This window comes from Deltaproteobacteria bacterium (genome assembly GCA_016208165.1).
Lineage (GTDB): Bacteria > Desulfobacterota > Desulfarculia > JACQYL01 > JACQYL01 > JACQYL01.
The window spans coordinates 22,523-39,958 of sequence record JACQYL010000087.1 but is presented as its reverse complement, the minus strand read 5'-3'; the positions used below and the strand labels follow the sequence as shown (position 1 = coordinate 39,958).

The window sequence follows — 17,436 nt, the reverse complement described above, 5'->3', positions numbered from 1 at the left end:
TCATGGTCCTATGCGAAATCCGGATAGGAACAAGAGACGCCGGACTTTTACCGGCGAGTTATGGCGCAGTCCGCGACTCAGAACCGTCCTGATCGTTCTGATCGGATGTGTGCTTTTGTATACGCTTCTTGGTTTTTTTGGCGCTCCCTTCCTCATAAAAAGCCTATTGGACAGTCGGCTTGAAACAGCCCTCGACAGACCGGTTAACATCGAGAGAGTCAAAGTGAACCCCTTTTCCTTCTCCATGACCGTAGAAAGCCTGAGCGTCCAAGACAAGGACGGCGAACCTTTTTTCGGCTTCGAAGAATTGTTCATCAACCTGGATCTGCTGTCGGCGGTTAAACGCGCTCCGATCATGCAGGAACTTAGGCTTTCGGCGCCTCACGCGCGCCTCTTGAGAACCGGCCAAGGGGCGTACAATTTCTCCGATCTTATCGGCCGGGAGAGAATTCAATCGCAGCAGAAGCAAACCGGAATACCTCGATTCTCCGTAAGAAATCTGAAGGTGGAAAGCGGAAGCGTGGACGTTCTGGACCGGGTGACAGAGTCCAAACATGCGCTGAACGATCTTTTCGTGTCCGTTCCCTTCCTGTCCAGCCTGCAGGAGGATATTCGGGAGAAGGTTCCGGTAACGGTGACGGCCGGGCTTGACGGCGCACCGGTGTTGTTTTCGGCGGAATGTTTGCCCTTTGCCCCGGAACGTACGGCGACGCTTTCGCTGAACCTGATGGGGCTCGATCTGCCCCGATATCTTGCGTACTTCGAGTTGCCGGTGAACATCCGGGTTCGCTCGTGTTATGTCGATGCCGACACCGAGTCCGTGCTGACTTGGGCGCCCGGAAAGAATCCGGAATGGTCGCTGACCGGTCATATGGGTCTCTCTGATGTGGACGTGGCGGATCAAGGGGGAACCAGCCTGCTTGACCTTCCCCAGTTGGATTTGGCTCTGGCTCCCTCGGATCCCCTGGCGGGCCGAATTCATGTAAAAAGCCTTTCTCTCAAGGCGCCGGAGGTCTGGATTCAACGCTCGAAAAACGGAGAGATCAACCTGCTCGATATACTGCCCCAAAAGGACGACCGTACGGTTGACCGAAACGAGGCTCGTGAGCCTGCCCAATTTGATGTGGTAATGGACGATTTGCAGCTGGCGGACGGCAGACTGGTCGTTTCCGACCTTCGCCCCACCAACCCGGTGGACATGAAAATGGATGAGATTGTGCTCGATGCCAAGAACATGACCACGAGACGTGGGGAGACCGGTTCCGTTCTGTTGCGTTTTCGCGTGAACGAACGCGGTTCGGTGACCCTCGAGGGAAACGCGGGAATCAGCCCTCCGGCAGCGGACCTGCGGCTGAACATGGAGGACGTCGGTATTCGTTCCTTCGGAAACTACATCGAAGACAACGTCCGGCTTGGGATCATTGACGGTCACTTGGAGGTAGACGGGCGTATCGCACTCGTTCCGGCGGAAGGAATCGAGCCCTCGTTTCAATTCAAAGGCGAAGCCTCTCTCGTAGATTTGAAAACGGTCGATCTATCCAACACGCAGGAGCTTTTGAGTTGGGAGAGTCTGTATACTTCCGACATCGATTTCAAGGAACGGCCGGCAAAGGTTTCAGTCGGGAAAGTCGCCTTGACCGGCCTCTACGCACGTGTGATCATCAGTCCCGAAGGCAGGCTGAATATACTGGACGTTTTTGGAGGGAAATCCGGCGAGCAAGAGTCTGAGCCGGTGGAAGTCGAGGAAGAAGATTCCGTTTCAGAAAAAGAATCTCAACTGCCCATAAGCCTTGGAACGATTACACTCCAGGGAGGGAACATCCTATTCTCGGACCGGCACGTCAAACCGAACTTCGAGGCCAATATGCGTGATTTGGGAGGGAGGATTTCCGAACTGTCTTCCAAAGCCCAACAGCCTTCCGATGTGCTTCTGGAAGGCAAGCTGGAGAACCAGGCGCCGCTCGAGATCAAAGGGACGGTGAACCCATGGGGAAAAGAGCAGGTGGCGAATCTGAATGTTCTGTTTAACAACATTGAACTTGCGCCCTTCAACCCATATTCCGAAAGATACCTGGGCCGAGCCATCAGGAAGGGCAAGCTCTCTTTGAATCTGGCTTACCAAGTATCGGAGAAAACGGTTTTTGGATCGAACCAGGTCTTTCTGAATCAGCTTATCATGGGCGACGAGGTGGCCGGCCCGGAAGCGACGACTCTACCGATCGAATTCGCCATTGCTCTGTTGAAGGACCGCGAAGGGAACATACAGCTGGATTTCCCCGTAAGCGGAGATTTGGGGGACCCTCAATTCAATTTCGGCCAGGTCATACTGAAAGTCATCGGGAACCTGTTCACCAAAATTATCACTTCACCGTTCGCCGCCATCGGCGCCGCCTTGGAAGGAACAGGCGATCGGGCCTTTATCGACTTCCAGCCCGGCCTCTCCACCCTCGATGCCGCGGCGGTCGACCAATTGAATACGTTGGCCAAAGCCCTGTATGAGCACCCTAAGGTTACGCTCGACATCCAGGGTGACGTGGCTCCTGAAGACGAACGGGAAGCAGTCAGACAAATCCGTTTTGACAACCTTCTCCGCGCCGAAAAGGAAAAAAGCTTCGGGCAAACAGGGCGACCGTCATCTCCTCGGGCCGAAACAAAAATCAAGCCTGAAGAATACGAAACCTATCTGAGAAAAGCCTACGAATCCGCCGACTTTTCCAAGCCGAGAGACACACTCGGAAACATTAAAGCGCTCCCGGCGCCGGAGATGGAGAAGCTGCTATCCACACACATCGAAATTACGGACCAGGAGCTGCTTCAATTGGCCCGGGCCCGCGCTTATCGGGTGAGAGACCGCCTTTTGAGCGACGAAAGAATTGATCCTGCGCGCATTTTTACTTCCGAGCCCGAGACCGTCAAAAAAGCGAACGCGGAAGAGAGAAAAAGCCGGGCGGTACTGACGCTGAAGTAGAGCCCAACTTCGTTGGATCTCTTTTCCGGAGAATGCGGAACAAACCGTTGCAGGCCTGTTCCGGCATGGCTGGTCAAAGAGCGACAGACACGGGGAACCCATGGAACGAATCGTTGGAGGCGGGCCTGAACAGGAGCTGCTACTCTGGTGCGCCAAACTGGGATCGGACGAGGAGGGCGAGCGGACCATTGAACACCTGTTGCGGCAGCGTTTGGACTGGGCCTATCTCGTTCGTATGTCGGATTCCCACGGAATGACGCCGCTCCTCTACTCGAAGATCCGCCGTCTCCGCCCCAGGAACATTCCCAACGACGTTTTATCCCGAATGCGGGGCAGCTATCGGTTCAGTGCGTGGCGGAGTGTTTGGTGCACACAAAAACTCATCGGGATTCTGGATCTCCTATCGTCGAGAGGTATTGAAGCCATACCGTTCAAAGGACCTGCGTTGGCGCGAATTCTCTACGAAAACCCGGCACTCCGATCTTTCGGTGATTTGGACTTATTGGTGCGTCGGCGGGATCTCGATGAATCCAAGCAAGTTCTTCTCTCCTCAGGGTATCATCTCGAGTTCGACCAAGACAGGCTTCCACCACACGAGTTCCACCTCACATTCGTGGATCGGCAAGGCATACCAATCGAGATCCACTGGGCTTTGGCCCGGACCTGGTACTTTTTCGGCATAGATATGGACCGATTCTGGGAGCGCAAAGAAACGACGCTTCTCGCAGGGAAGCCGGTTCCGATGATTTCCCCGGAGGACTTGCTGCTGGCCCTCTCCGTGCATGGAGTGCGACACCATTGGAGAAGCCTTCGTTGGGTATGTGACATTGGAAGATGGGTAGAGCGTTACAAGGAGAGGGACCTGTTCCGGACGCTCTCTCGTGTGAAAACAATCAGTCAGCGGCGCATACTTCTTCTGAGTTTGTTTCTTGCCTCAGAACTGACGGGCGTGGAAATCCCCGAGACCGTTCATCGTGCCGCTCGAACCGACCCCATCGTACCGTCTTTGGCCTCGTGGGTACGCGGGCAAATGTTCTCGGACACGGAGAACCTTTCGTGGAGATTGAAGAGCAAATGGTTCTACTTCCGCCTCACGTCCGGCGCGCATCGGAAATGTCGTCTGCTGCTTTCCATGCTTGGCCCCACACCCACGGACGTAACCTACAGACGGTTGCCGCCGGCGCTTTCCGTTTTCTACTTTATGATCCGCCCCATTCGGTTTATTCGCGAATGTGAGCTATGGTCTTCTTCCCATCACTGATCCCCTTTTGGCCCGCTTTGGGCCTCTCCAAGGCGGGACAGGAAATGCCTTCCGTAGAAACGATAAGGCCATGGCTACCGTTTCTTCCCGAGGAGTTCGCAGGGCCGTTTCTTTCGAGTCGGGCCACGTTGCTATCAACGGCCGGTCGAGTAAGCAACGTCACCGGTTTGTCCGGCGGGCTCCGTCTTCACCACGACCGCCGCTCCGAATAACAACTTTGACAGATCGATCACCGACTCGCGCGTGACGCTGCGGATCAGAGCGGGATATTCTTGGGAATAGTTGTAGCCCAGTCCGACGAGTTCATCCAGAGCAGCCGAATCCGCACGACTGGACAGCGTATCCAGCGAGATCTTGTGCGCGGTTATACAGAGGTCTTTGGCCTGCTCGAGTTCTTCCTCGGAAAAACCGCCGGCCGCAAGCTTCGCCATCTGGGTTCTGATTACCCCTATCACTTCCTCCGAGTCCTTAGGAGCCGATTGAGCGAGGATCTCATAGAAGCCACCCTGAAAATGGTATACCGGGTATCCGGATACAACATAAACGAGACTCTTGTCGCCGCCCCGAAGCGAGTCGAACAACCAACCTCCCGGATAGCGCCTGCCCGATTCCATGACGTCGATTACGTCCATAAAGGGTCTTCGTGGGTCCAGAAGGGGAATTCCCTGGTAAACCACCATGATGCCGCTGGCGGTTTTTTCATCCTTCCTGCTTATGACCTCATCCTGTTTAATCTGGAATTCTCGAGGATACTCCTCTACGGATGGAAGCTCTGCGGCTTTGAGTTTTCCAAACGTTTTCTCAATCACTGGAATGACTTCGTCGGTCTTGACATCTCCGAAAACGGCCAGCACCATGTGATTCGGTTGGATGAGCTCCTTATGGAAACGGACGAGTTCCGGTCGCGTAAGGGCGGAAACCGATGTCGTATCGCCAAGGATATCGTTTTTCAGGTGGTCCTTATCGAACTGACTCCGCCGGAAGATCCGGTCCACCTCCTGTACCCAATTCTCGTCCATACGATGGATGGCCAACAGAGTGTCCTGCCTGAGTTTCGAGATTTCTTCCTCTGGAAAAGTGGGTCCCGTCAGCACCGTAGCCATGAGTTCCATCATCCGTTCGAAGTCGGCTTTCAGGGCGTCTCCTCGCAGATAGTAGGTGTTGCGTCCGGAACCCGAAGCCAACTCCGCACCCATGTCCTCCACTCGCCGATCGATGTCGTTTGCGGTCAGGTCCCCGGCGCCCCGAGTCAGCATTCTTGCCATAAAGTGGCACAGCCCAGGCTCTTCAGGGGGGTCGTAGCGGGTTCCTCCATCTCCGTACAGGCGAATCGCCACCATGGGCAGAGTCTCATCGTTTTGGAGAAGAACTCTCAGCCCGTTGTCCAACGTGTGCATTTGTACGGGAGAAAGGGCTTTTGAGACTTCACCGGGCTCGTTGTCGGCTTTCGCCTGGATTTCCGGCCGCATGACCGCCACTGTAATCCGGTTCGGCCTGAGGTAGCTCCGGGCGGCTGCTTGCACCTGTTCGGCCGTAACCTCCTGAATACGATCCGTGTAGAAACGATTGAAATAGGCGTCCCCGCTGGAATAGACCGAAGATGCCAGTTCACGCGCCATGCCGGAGGGCGACTGCTGGTTGTAAACGTACTGCGCCTGGACTTTTCGTTTGGCCCGCTCCAATTCATCGGGAAGAGGACCCTCCTTCTGCATTTTCCCAATTTCAGCCCACATACGGTCAAGGGCTGCGTCCACATTTTCCGGCGACAGCTCCATGGACACGGAGAAAACGCCGTTCACAAACCATGGAGTCCAGCTCGAGCTGGACACGGACAGTACGAACTGGTCCTGCTCTTTCAGGGCTTGGTGCAATCTCGAAGTTCTACCGTCTCCCATAACCATCGCCAACACATCCAAGGCGTACAGGTCCGGGTCGGTTAAACGCACAGTACGGAATCCTGCCTCGATGCGCGCAACGCGAGCGATCGCAGACCGGATTTCGGCCCGTCTCGGGGCAGTCTGGGGGGGCTCTTCAGGGATGTACACTGGTTTAGGGATCGAGATGGGAGTATCCTTGGTGAGAGAAATCACGGCCTTAAGCGCCTGTCGGGGATCCACGCCTCCCGCGACGGACACAATCATATTGGAAAGGACATAGCGGTCTTTGTAATAGGCCTCGAGGTCCTTTTGTTGCACCTGAAGGAACCTCGATAGATAGCCAATGATGGGATACCGGACCGGATTATCAAGATAGGCCGTTTCGGAAAACAGCTTCCACAGCTCCCTATCGGGGTTGTTCTGGTTCATCAGGATTTCGCGCTCAATGACTTTCTTCTCGCGTTCCACTTCTTTGAGGTCCAGCACGCACTCCGTTGCGTAGGAAAGCAAAAGGTCCAGCGCCTCTTTGACTTTATCCGGTGTGGTGTCGATGAAATAAACCGTACGGTCGAACGAGGTGTACGCGTTGGTCGCCCCTCCCAGTTTTCTCAGGAGTTCCTTGTTCTGCTCCTCCGTACGTCGCTCTGTGGCGCCGCCGGAAACGATGTGTTCAAGGTAGTGAGTCATCCCGGCGGAGAGATCTTTCCCTTCGAAAATGGAACCCGTTTTAATCCACACCTGGTTGGACACCGCCGGAGCACCGGGTACTTCGCGAAGGATAACCGTTAGGCCGTTCTTCAATGTTACCCAGAGGTCTCTTTCCAAAGACGGAATGACCCTGTCCACGGCGCCGCGCTCCTCCGGAGTCAGCATGGTGAGGCTCGGGACGCGGTATGCGTCGGAAGGTCGCACTTCCTGACCCGAAGCGTGACCTTGAAACAGCACGCCGGATATCAGGAAGACAACCAGCATGCAGCAGACTGAAAGCACTGGAAAGCGTCGCATGACTTCTCCAATCTGAAATGCAACAAATCGGTAATAATCGAACCTAAGTCCGGCCGGACTAAGTGTCAAGCAAGGCGGGTTTAAGGAGACGGCGGCGCCGACGCTATAGGAAGTTGTCCAAGCGGGCCGGGTGCGGATCGATATGGATTGAAATGCTCAAGGCGGTCCGTCTAGAGCTCTTCATCAGGTAGCATCGGCGCCTTGGTGGAATCGCCTTGCGCGACGGTGAAGTGCGTCACATCTCCATTACCGGAAATCCGCGATGCATCAAAAGCGCCGCCGTGACCCCCACGGGTCGCTCCGGATACGACTTACAGCCGCACGAAGGACTTCGGGATTTGAGATAGCAGGCAGTCACCCGAAACCTCAGCGCCAGGTCCAAGGTCCGTTTTGCTCCATCCACAAATTGTGCGGTCACATCCACGTCTTTATCGCTTCGAACGAAAGCGGCTCCGTCGAGCACTCGCATACCATCACCGCCGAAAATCCGGGCCGGCGACCGGGGTATGGAGAGTCCCCCCAGCACTTCGGGGCAGACGGCCAGACAGGATTGATCCGCAAGACTAAGAACGAGCCGACGGCTCGCGGCGGAATTCCCATCGTATCGGCAAGAGACTCCCAACAGACACGCACTGACGAGAATCATGAGTTTGCGAATCGGATAGGCACGTCACCTTCAGCCCGCTCGACGATCTCACCGATCAGGTAGGCTGTTTCTCCCATGGCTTTGGCTCGTTCGGCTATCTCTTCCGCCTGTTCCTGCTGCACGACGATAATGAGACCCAGACCGATGTTGAACGTTCTGGCCATCTCATCGTTGGGGATGTTCCCCTTCTCCTGCAGAAACTTGAAAATCGGGGGCGGATTCCAGCTTCCTCTGTGAACCACCGCCTGACACGGTCGGGGAAGGATACGCGGAAGGTTGTCGACGATGCCGCCTCCAGTGATATGACTGATGCCCAGCAGTTTGAAATCACGTATCAAGTTGTGGATCAGCTCCCAGTAGATCTTCGTGGGCTTCAGAAGTTCTTCGCCGATCGTCGTCTGTAGTTCCTCAACGTACGTATCGGGCTGCATCGCGAGTTCTTCAAACACGATTTTTCGAACCAGCGAATAGCCGTTGCTGTGCAGCCCGCTGCTGGCGATGCCTATCAGTTTATCTCCGACGCCGATTTCCGACCCGTCGATGATCCGATCGTTATCCACGATTCCCACAACAAAACCGGCGAGTTCATATTCGCCCTCTTTGTAAAAGCCCGGCATTTCAGCTGTTTCGCCGCCAATAAGAGCACATGAAGCCTGCTTGCAGCCTTCTGCAATGCCTTCCACAATTTCCAGGGCAAGATCAGGATCCAACTTGCCCATAGCCAGATAGTCCAGAAAAAACAGAGGCTTCGCGCCGTTGACGATGATGTCGTTCACGCACATCGCAACAAGGTCTATGCCAATCGTCTTGTGACGGTTCAGCATCTGGGCGATTCTGAGCTTTGTCCCCACCCCGTCGGTGGACCCGACCAGAACAGGCCTGGCCATGCCCTCAATGGGTAAGGAGTACAGGCCGGAGAAGCTTCCGATGTCGGTTATTACGCTCGAGTGGTATGTCTGACGAACCAAGGGTTTGATCATTTCGACAAACCGGTTTCCAGTGTCGATATCCACCCCGGCCTCTTTGTATCGATCCGCTTTCATGTTTGCCCCCGACTCACCAAAAGAATGGATTGATTATGAACACGTTTTGTATTGCTGTCAACAGCGCTGCCGCCTTAAGATTCTTTAGGTTGAATGGTTGAGCGAAAGCTAATACGCGTCGTATGCTCGAAGCGCGAATCAGATTGAAGGGCGTTGGGCGACTGGTTGAAAAGTGCGGAGTGTTTTCGCCAGAAATTGCGAGAAACTGCAGCGCTGTTGTGAAAAAATCCTTGGCCTCCCCGCCGGCAGTGTGCTACAGGGGGCGGACCCCTTGAAGGCGAAGGGTGGGGGGAAGAAGGTGCAGCTAGGGAGCCTGTTTAGAAGCCTGTTCTCGCCGTTTTTCTATCCGGACAGGCGTCAGGGGGACCAAAGGGAGGCCAAAGAAGGCGGGGGTGACGACGGGCGGTTCGCCGGCCAAAAATTGACCGTGGACATGCGATATCGAGACTTTTCGTTCTCCTTGTCCAAGTCCAAACTAAAGGGGTTCTTGAAACGCCCTTCGGATGGTGAAAGCCCCCAAGCCACTGTTGATACGGAACCGTTGGAAGTCGGCTATGCCGGACAGGCCGTCGATCCCGTGGCAACGAACCAGCCTTCGAATCACCCCGGAATCGCTTATCTGATCGAACGGCTAAATCGGCTATACGGCACTGTAAAAGAAGTCGCCAACCGTATGCAGCGGCTGGAAGAACGCATTCTTCCCGTCCGAAACAAGGATTACTGGCCGGGCTTCAATCCCGATCAGGGCGTATTGGTGGCGAGCGTTCTGGGGGAGCAAGAGAAGGAACTGCTTCTACAAAGGAGCATGGGCGTTGAGTACGAACAGAACAGGGCCTACCGAACGATTCGCCCGGAAACGTTCATTGGGGATCGAAAACTGGACGTAGTCGCGTAATCAGCCAAAGCGACGGTTCTCCGTCCGAGTGCTCCGGAAAAAAACGACATCCGGAGAGGGGATGTTTCTTCGGCCGGCTCTTGCTGAATTCGTCTATCCAATCACATCCAGCAGGTGACCCATCTTTTCGTCTTCCGCTTGAAGCGTCTTCACGTTGGCTTCAAACGCCCGTTCATTGACGATCGTCTGAACGAATTCTTCAGCCAGATCTACGTTCGAACTTTCTTTCAGTTCCAACCCGTTTTCGGTCTGTTGAGCCATGAGCGCACCAGGGGTATCGATTTTTCTGACCGACACGGAGACTCCGCCCTCGGGATCGGATTTGAACTCGGCCCGTGACTTCTTGAACCCGTCGGTGTTCACGTTCGCCACGTTGTTGGCAATAACCCGGGCCTGATTCGTGAACGCCGTAAGGGCGGACAAGGCGCTGGAGATGCCTGAGATCACGGTGTTCCTCCTATATAGGGGGCTCGTTGTCATTCACTGCAAGACAAGCATTGCATATATCATCGACAAAATCAAAGAAAAGTTGAGCTCCGGAATTGATAGGAGCCTTCTTTTTTCGGATTTTCCGTGTCAACGCACTTGCCGCAAGACCTAATCCGCCCCAATCCGACCACCGACAGTCCAGCCGTCGATCCTCAATGAAATCTTGACACGCCATGGTCGAAACAGCAAAATAGTGGCCGTTCAGTGCCGACGACGAATAACAAGCCCTCCTGGGACACGCCGACCTACCGGGACAGCGGCCGAGTAGCGGCGGCCCGGGCTGTTTCGTGTTTTCTCCCCAGGGCAGATTCGCGCATCACCGCTTTTTCGAATGCGACGGGACGAGGATGAGCGTCTTAGCCATCCGACCAGAGTCAGGTAAGGAGATATCATGAAAAAGTTAAGCCGTTTTCAGCTGATCTGGATGTTGGCGGCGGTGCTTTCCCTTCTCTGTGTTGGGATTGCGCACGCCCAGTATCAGGGAATCTGGAAGGATGAAGGGCTGCCGTCCACGTACGGTTTTTATATTCAACACTATTCCAGCGGCGCTACCGTGGTGATCTACACCACCGATGGGACCACATTCCACGCCTTCCTCGGAGACATGTCGGGCGCCACCTTTGAAGCGGATTCCCTCGACTCTGAGACCGACCCATCCAGAAACATCCAAATCATGTTCGTGTCCGATAACCACGGCGCAGCCAAGATCACGGACAACGCCCTCCCTTCGCAGCCCGTCAATTTGAGTATCGAAAAAGCCTTCGACGCCGTTCGAACCATGCATTCGGGGATTTGGAAGAACACGGCGGGCGATTTCAGTATGTACGTTCAGGATTACGAATCGAATTCCACCATAGTGATATACACGTATGACGGAGTCGTATTTCGGGCCTTCCAGGCGGACATATCCACCTTCTTGTTCAGCGCAACCAGCATGGGAGCCGGAGACGAGCTGATGACTCTGGTGTTTACCGGCTCCGGCTCGGGTACGGTGAGTGTAGAGCCTGTGGTTTCAGGGGCCTCCCCTGCCGTGGCCGGCCCTTTTAGCTATCAGATCGGCAGAGCTTTCTCTCCGGGCGCCCTTGACGTGGCTTTTCAAGCCACGCCTACGTCCGGTCTGGTCCCTCTGGAGGTTCACTTCACGGATCTTTCCACCATCGGCATGACCAGCTGGCATTGGGAATTCGGAGACAACACCACGAGTGACGAACAGCACCCTTCGCACACGTATACTACTCCCGGAACCTATGACGTGGTTGTGACTATGAGCAACGGCACATTGACCAGCTCGTGCATTGCCCTTGACTACATCCAGGTGAACCTCCCCGCGGCTCTAATCATTTCCGGGAAGGTGACTGTTCAGGGCTCCGGGCTGCCCAGCGTCGAGGTATCGGCAAGTGACGGTGGAGGCACCGATGAAACGGACACCGCCGGCAACTACAGCATCGCGGTTCCCTACAATTGGAGCGGCGCCGTCACTCCTTCGCTGACCGGATACGCTTTTACACCTGCTTCCGGATTTTTCAGCAACCTGACCTCCGACAAAATACTGAATTTCCAGGCGGAAGAGATCAAATTCGCTATATCGGGGACCGTCCGCCTGAACGGATCGGGCCTGAGCGGCGTAACCGTGACCGCGAGTAACGGAGGCGGATCGGCCGTCTCGGATGACGCGGGCGAATACAGCGTCGAGGTTCCCTACGACTGGAGCGGAACCATCTCGGCATCGCTGCAGGGGTACAATTTTACTCCGGCTACTTATAGCTACAGTAACCAGATGGATGATCAGGAGGGCCAGGATTTTGAGGCCGCTATTACCATATCCGGGCGGATGACATTCGGCTATCTGTCTGACGAAGGACATCCGAACACGTCGCTGTCGGTCACCGGAATCGGCGCAATCAGCACGGACGCAGAGGGCTACTACACTGTGCAAGTCCCGTATGACTGGTCCGGGACCATTCAACCCTCGGAGGAATTCGCGCTGTTCGGTCCGAGCGAGATAGCCTACGTGAACGTCACTGCACCCCTATTCGAGCAGAATTTTGTGACCATCGTTGCAGAGGGACAGACGAATTATCATGCGATCTCGGGCGACATAACGTTTGTGGGTTTTTCAGGATCGTACAGTGCGGTGAGGATCTTTTTCTATAACGAGGAAGACTCCCAGTATGCTTACGCCAAAGTGGACGATACCGGCACGTATTATATGATGGTGCCGACAAACTGGAGCGGTACGGTCACTCCGACGTGGATGGGTATGGAACTCGTTTACTTCACACCAAGTTCGAAGTCCTATTCCGAAGTGACCGATTCATCATGGAATGAAGGCTACCAGGCACGTTTGGGTATGGCGGGTGATTCCATGTAGGAGCATCCCGGTTTCGCCGAACCTGCCGGGAGCATGAACGTCCCAATGCGGGGTCGCGCGAGGCCCCGCTGTTTATTTCAGAGGATCGTTCGGGAGAGCGGAAGACAAGAAAACATGGAAGATGATTTTGAATACATTCGACGCGCAATGAACACTGTTCTGGGCGGAAACGCGATTACCGCGTCCGAGGCGAAAACGCTGCTGGATATGCAAGACCCTCCGGCCATTCAGTACCTTATGGCGTGCGCCAATCGGATCCGGGAAACGTTTTTGGGAAAAGTGATCGAGTTCTGCGCCATTGTCAACGCCAAGTCCGGTAAGTGTTCGGAAAACTGTTCTTTTTGCGCCCAATCGGCGCATCATCGCACCGGCGTGAATGTCTATCCCATGATGTCCTCAGATTCGATGGTGGAGGCGGCTCGCAAAGCCCGAGACCAGGGCGCGACCCGATTCAGCATCGTAACCAGCGGAAAGGGCGTGCTCAAAGATCGGGATCTTGACACCATCCTCGAAACGGTTGACGAGATCGTGCGGGGGGAAGGCATCGATTGTTGCGCGTCTCTTGGTCTGGTGGATCGTGAGGATGTGAGGGCCCTCAAACAGGCCGGTCTGACACGGTACCATCACAATCTGGAAACTTCGAGAAGCCACTTCCCAAACATCTGCACGACCCACGGGTTCGAGGAACGTGTCCAAGTGCTTCGCATTTGCCGCGAGGAAGGGCTTGAAGTATGCAGCGGCGGTATCATCGGTCTGGGAGAGACTCGGGAGCAGCGACTCGAACTCGCATACACGCTGATAGACTGCGGGGTGCACTCGGTGCCCATCAATATTCTGAATGCGATCCCGGGAACGCCGCTTGAAAAGGAACCGCCTCTGTCGCCGTTGGAGGTGCTCAAGACGATTTCCGTGTATCGGTTCCTGATGCCCGGAACCGAAATCCGCACTTGCGGAGGCCGCGAGAATGCACTCAGGGGGTTACAGCCGCTCATGTTTATGGCGGGGTGCACGGGTACGATGATTGGTAACTACCTGACCACTGAAGGCCGATTGCCTGCGGATGACGTGCGGGATGTTCTCGATTTGGGGTTGTATCTCAGAAAACCGGAGCGAGACGGGAAGTGATCCTTGAAAGGAATCCCAATGCCCGACGTGGCCCAGGTTGCCCGAGACACCTCATCGTAACTTCCCAGCGCCTCCCGTAAAGTAAGCCGTTCCAGGGAAGAAAGCCGCTTCCCCATCTTTGCGGACTCGGGAAATCCCGGGCTGTATTGGATGGCGGCGCCTGGAAATCGACCGCGGCGGACGAATCCTTTATCCTGGTCAACATTCCGTAATCAGGCCAAGGCCGTATGCGGAAACCTCAAGGAGTGACGACTTATGACCTATCCCATGCCCGAAGGAGAACTTTTTAGAAAAGCGATTCGGTGGATCTCGGAACGACGAGAGTTGCCCGAGAGACCGGCTCTCTCCAAACTCATCGAAGAAGCAGGCAAGATATTCAACCTTTCACCCAAAGACCAGGAATTTCTCTTCGATTTTCTAACCAGGGACCGCCAATAGCCGGATCACCGGCGCGTGGGCCTTTGCGAAGCTCTCCTGCGACCCGTCGGAAATCGGTGATGACCGCTTCGATGTACGGCATCGGAGCTTCAAGTCCATTCGAATTACGATTTCGTAACATCGTTGACTCTCTACGCCTCCCGATTTCTGATCCTTTTCTTTTCTTCAGATATAAGCCTTTGTAATTATAGGACAATTTTTCACCCCGAGGGATCGGCCCGTGCTTTGCATACAATAGCATGCAAACGCATACAGTCCCGAGGGGGTACTCCACATGATCACAAAAGCAGGCCGCATCCCAACCGTCATCACGGCCGTACTGATGTTCCTCATCACCGCCGTTTCGGCTAACGCCGCTCTAGAACTCTACACCGTTCAGCACGCCATCGAGCAGCGACAACTTCAATGGACCGCGGAAGACAGCCTGTTGAGTCTCTTGTCCTCCGGCGAGAAGGTCGGATATGCCGGACTCAGCCTGCCCACCCCCGAAGATCAGGCCCAGGCCGATCTCTGGATGCCGGAAGCTTATGCCTCGCTTCCTTCGACCTTCGACTGGAGAAACGTGGAAGGGGCTTCGTGGATCGGGCCCGTGCAAGACCAGATGGGATCGCCCGTCAGCTACGCATTGGCCGGCGTGCAGAACCTCGAGGACCTGCTGCGCATCCGTGAAAACGAATCCGATCTGAACCTCAACCTTACGGCCTACCCCCTTATACCCGAGGATCCGGCCGACGGTTCCTTCACCGCCTTCCAGAATGTGCTCAAGCGATTCGGAGCTCCGGTGGATGCCTCGGATGTAAACGAAAACTACACGATCCGTTCGTGGCAGTGGGTGATCCTGGACGAGCCGGACGTCGAGGCCATCAAGCAGGCCGTGCTGCGGGGGCCGGTCCTTACCCTGATGGATGTATACGAAGATTTCCTGTACTATCAAAGCGGCGTGTATCAGGCTCTGGCCATGAACTTCCTGGGCGCTCACGTAGTGCGCATCATGGGATGGGACGACTCCGCCCGGGCCTGGATCGTGCAGAACAGCTGGGGTGAATCCTGGGGAGAAAACGGATACGCCCGAATCCACTGGGACGACCCCTTCTCTCAAATCGGACGATTCACCGTGATTCAACAGGTGGATCCCATTTCCGGCGCGGTCCAAGCCACGGACAACACCTCGGATTCCGCTTCCACGGGTTCCGGCGTCACCGGTTCTTCCACCAAACAGATTCATCCGATGACAGGCGGTATCGCCGACTCATCTCCCGTCTATCGAGCCCTGGATGAAACACCGCTCATTCTGCAAAGCACCACCGTGACCCTGGCGTGGGACGCTTGCGCCAACGCTACGTGGTACCGATGGGAAGTCAACACCAGCAGCGTCTGGAACGAGGGTGGCCGGGTGTTTTACGGGAACATCGGGACGGCAACGAGCCGGGTCCTGAACCAACTGGAAGCGGGCGTAGTGTACTACTGGCGGGTATGGGCCGGTAACGACGCCGGTGAGAGCGCTCCCGCCGTGGGACCCGCCTTTACCCTGCAGACCGTTTCAACGACGTACGCCATCAACGCATCCGCGGGCGCTCATGGTTCCATCACTCCGACAGGGGCCACAACGATACCCCAAGGCTCGGCACAGACCTACGCCATCACTCCGGCTTCGGGCTACCAGGTTTCCAGCGTGCTCGTGGACGGCGTGTCGATAGGGAACGTCACCACGTACACCTTCCAAAACGTTCAGGCCAACCATACCATCACCGTCAGCTTCAAAACCGCAGGACCGGACTACGATATCAATAACGACGGTTTCGTGGACGTCACCGATATCATGATCGTGGCTTCGAACTGGGACAAAACGATCAACGACGCCGGCTTCAACCCCGCGGCGGACCTCAACGGCGACAACCGCGTCGACATCGCGGACGTCATGATGATCGTTTCCATGTGGCGGCATAAGGTTTAGGGTGAATGATCGCCGGGGAAATCGCGAAGGGTGGGCGCAGGGGCCCACCCCTACGGAACACAACCCGTGGGACAGGCTTCCAGCCTGTCCGTACCATTACCGAACACCACCCATCGTAGGGGCAGGTCCCCGTGCCTGCCCGTATGGCGCAAACCCGTAGGGGCGACAGGCCGTTCGCCCTGGGACAATCCGTGCAAAATCGTAGGGGCGGTTCGCGAACCGCCCCTACAAAAAACGGCCGGAAAATAGAATTGTGGGGGCGGGTTTTCCATCGACCGGTTCGACCGGCTCACAGCGGGCAGGCTCAGGATCTACGACAAACCCGCCCGTCGGAGTCTTGCCAAATTTCTAAAACCCGAACTCGACGGACCCGCTGGGCAGGCTGGTGGAGACTTTCAAGGAGGCCAACTCCTGGGGTGAGAATAAATCGATGTATGATTTCCGGTCGGCAACATCAAATACGTACCGATCGAACCATGTCTTAGCCTGGTCGGGATCGCGTGTCACCTGACCGTACTCCAGGTAGAACGAGTCGTGGTGCCCGTAATAGCCCTGAACGGGCGACGGATGGGCGCCCCACGGTTCCACTACAACGGCCGATACCAGAAATCCCGGCAAGAACGTACGATTGGGATCGCTGCGGATTACATTCGAGTCTACCAGCTCTTCGACCACAACAATCGTGTTCTTGGCCGCCCGAGCGGCATCTCCCGCTACGCCGGAAGAGCCCCAGAACTGAGTATTGCCGTCAGCATCCGCCCGCTGGGCGTGCACAATCGCAAGATCCGGTTCCAACGCCTTGACCGCCAGCAGCGTTTCTCCGGTGAAAGGGCAGGAGATCGGGTGGAACCAGTTGGAATTCCGTGCAATATCAGAGCCCAGCAGCGAGCGGGTAACGGCAAACGGTACGCCTGTCGCACCGGCTTTCAAGGCAAGCGCGACGGAGAGGTTCGAATGGTTGTCCACTTGGAGGGGCTGGGGTATGCCCTGCTCTACGGCTCGACGAAAGTGATATCCGAGTCCCGTGCTGACGTTGCCGATCCATGCGGCGATGACTTTACTCACGGAACCGCCTCCGATCATCTGGTCGAAGAGGATGTCCGAAATCGGACCGATCAGCGTCAGATTCTTGCGGCCCTGGCGCAGTATTTCGTGGCCGGCGGCAAACGGGATGCATCCTTCGAGGGAACATCCCATGGCCACGCTCATTTCGTCCTGAACGTAACGAGCCACAGCCTCTTTCATGGAGAGAACTTTGTTCATAGGACAGCGTCCGTTCAAAGTTTCCCGGGTCGTCAGGGGGACGCCTCGTTCAAGAAAAGAAGTTCCCCGCGAAACTTCCCGAATTACGTTCTTTTCAGCAG

The 17,436-nt window shown here is 55.7% G+C and carries 12 protein-coding genes; 7 read left to right on the top strand and 5 right to left on the bottom strand.

The window, feature by feature from the left end; genetic code table 11:
- The first annotated feature begins 10 nt into the window (after nucleotides 1-10).
- The gene (locus HY788_17070) at nucleotides 11-2,968 is read left to right on the top strand and encodes a DUF748 domain-containing protein (protein ID MBI4775856.1); all 2,958 of its coding nucleotides are present in this window, start codon (nucleotides 11-13) and stop codon (nucleotides 2,966-2,968) included.
- 100 nt (nucleotides 2,969-3,068) lie between these two features.
- The gene (locus HY788_17065) at nucleotides 3,069-4,229 is read left to right on the top strand and encodes a nucleotidyltransferase family protein (GenBank protein MBI4775855.1); all 1,161 of its coding nucleotides are present in this window, start codon (nucleotides 3,069-3,071) and stop codon (nucleotides 4,227-4,229) included.
- 134 nt (nucleotides 4,230-4,363) lie between these two features.
- Here HY788_17065 and HY788_17060 read toward each other — a convergent pair whose 3' ends face one another.
- From HY788_17060 to HY788_17050, 3 genes are all read right to left on the bottom strand, one after another.
- Nucleotides 4,364-7,111, bottom strand: a complete 2,748-nt coding sequence (locus HY788_17060; protein MBI4775854.1) for an insulinase family protein — start codon at nucleotides 7,109-7,111, stop codon at nucleotides 4,364-4,366.
- Between the two features lie 235 nt (nucleotides 7,112-7,346).
- On the bottom strand, nucleotides 7,347-7,757 hold the full coding sequence (locus HY788_17055) for a DUF523 domain-containing protein (GenBank protein MBI4775853.1): 411 nt from the start codon (nucleotides 7,755-7,757) through the stop codon (nucleotides 7,347-7,349).
- Nucleotides 7,754-8,800 carry a phosphoribosylformylglycinamidine cyclo-ligase gene (locus HY788_17050; GenBank protein MBI4775852.1) on the bottom strand — a complete coding sequence of 349 codons (1,047 nt, stop codon included), beginning with the start codon at nucleotides 8,798-8,800 and terminating at the stop codon, nucleotides 7,754-7,756. The genes HY788_17055 and HY788_17050 overlap by 4 nt, the downstream gene beginning before the upstream one ends.
- A 271-nt stretch (nucleotides 8,801-9,071) precedes the next feature.
- On the opposite strand from HY788_17050, the gene HY788_17045 reads away from it, so the two are divergent.
- Nucleotides 9,072-9,695: a hypothetical protein gene (locus HY788_17045; GenBank protein ID MBI4775851.1), complete on the top strand. Its 624-nt coding sequence runs from the start codon at nucleotides 9,072-9,074 to the stop codon at nucleotides 9,693-9,695.
- A 93-nt stretch (nucleotides 9,696-9,788) separates the two neighbouring features.
- Here the strand turns inward: HY788_17045 and HY788_17040 are convergent, their stop codons facing one another.
- Entirely contained in the window at nucleotides 9,789-10,142 is a 354-nt protein-coding gene (locus HY788_17040) for a flagellar biosynthesis protein FlgC (protein ID MBI4775850.1), read from the bottom strand.
- A 433-nt stretch (nucleotides 10,143-10,575) separates the two neighbouring features.
- On the opposite strand from HY788_17040, the gene HY788_17035 reads away from it, so the two are divergent.
- The 4 genes from HY788_17035 (at nucleotide 10,576) to HY788_17020 (ending at nucleotide 16,072) form a co-directional block, all read left to right on the top strand.
- On the top strand, nucleotides 10,576-12,555 hold the full coding sequence (locus HY788_17035; GenBank protein MBI4775849.1) for a PKD domain-containing protein: 1,980 nt from the start codon (nucleotides 10,576-10,578) through the stop codon (nucleotides 12,553-12,555).
- A 114-nt stretch (nucleotides 12,556-12,669) separates the two neighbouring features.
- A complete protein-coding gene (bioB, locus tag HY788_17030; protein MBI4775848.1) occupies nucleotides 12,670-13,680 on the top strand; it encodes a biotin synthase BioB in 1,011 nt (336 codons plus the stop codon).
- A 255-nt stretch (nucleotides 13,681-13,935) separates the two neighbouring features.
- Nucleotides 13,936-14,118 carry a hypothetical protein gene (locus HY788_17025; GenBank protein ID MBI4775847.1) on the top strand — a complete coding sequence of 61 codons (183 nt, stop codon included), beginning with the start codon at nucleotides 13,936-13,938 and terminating at the stop codon, nucleotides 14,116-14,118.
- A 274-nt stretch (nucleotides 14,119-14,392) separates the two neighbouring features.
- Nucleotides 14,393-16,072 (top strand): hypothetical protein, encoded by a 1,680-nt coding sequence (locus HY788_17020; GenBank protein MBI4775846.1) that lies wholly within the window; start codon nucleotides 14,393-14,395, stop codon nucleotides 16,070-16,072.
- Nucleotides 16,073-16,420: 348 nt separating this feature from the next.
- Here the strand turns inward: HY788_17020 and HY788_17015 are convergent, their stop codons facing one another.
- Entirely contained in the window at nucleotides 16,421-17,335 is a 915-nt protein-coding gene (locus HY788_17015) for a CoA transferase subunit A (GenBank protein MBI4775845.1), read from the bottom strand.
- Between the last annotated feature and the right edge of the window lie 101 nt (nucleotides 17,336-17,436).

Bases quoted from the DNA above. Each gene is read 5' to 3' on its own strand.
- bioB (MBI4775848.1), top strand. From the start codon at position 12,670: ATGGAAGATGATTTTGAATACATTCGACGCGCAATGAACACTGTTCTG.
- HY788_17050 (MBI4775852.1), bottom strand. From the start codon at position 8,800: ATGAAAGCGGATCGATACAAAGAGGCCGGGGTGGATATCGACACTGGA.
- HY788_17025 (MBI4775847.1), top strand. From the start codon at position 13,936: ATGACCTATCCCATGCCCGAAGGAGAACTTTTTAGAAAAGCGATTCGG.
- HY788_17020 (MBI4775846.1), top strand. From the start codon at position 14,393: ATGATCACAAAAGCAGGCCGCATCCCAACCGTCATCACGGCCGTACTG.
- HY788_17065 (MBI4775855.1), top strand. From the start codon at position 3,069: ATGGAACGAATCGTTGGAGGCGGGCCTGAACAGGAGCTGCTACTCTGG.
- HY788_17055 (MBI4775853.1), bottom strand. From the start codon at position 7,757: ATGATTCTCGTCAGTGCGTGTCTGTTGGGAGTCTCTTGCCGATACGAT.
- HY788_17070 (MBI4775856.1), top strand. From the start codon at position 11: ATGCGAAATCCGGATAGGAACAAGAGACGCCGGACTTTTACCGGCGAG.
- HY788_17060 (MBI4775854.1), bottom strand. From the start codon at position 7,111: ATGCGACGCTTTCCAGTGCTTTCAGTCTGCTGCATGCTGGTTGTCTTC.
- HY788_17035 (MBI4775849.1), top strand. From the start codon at position 10,576: ATGAAAAAGTTAAGCCGTTTTCAGCTGATCTGGATGTTGGCGGCGGTG.
- HY788_17015 (MBI4775845.1), bottom strand. From the start codon at position 17,335: ATGAACAAAGTTCTCTCCATGAAAGAGGCTGTGGCTCGTTACGTTCAG.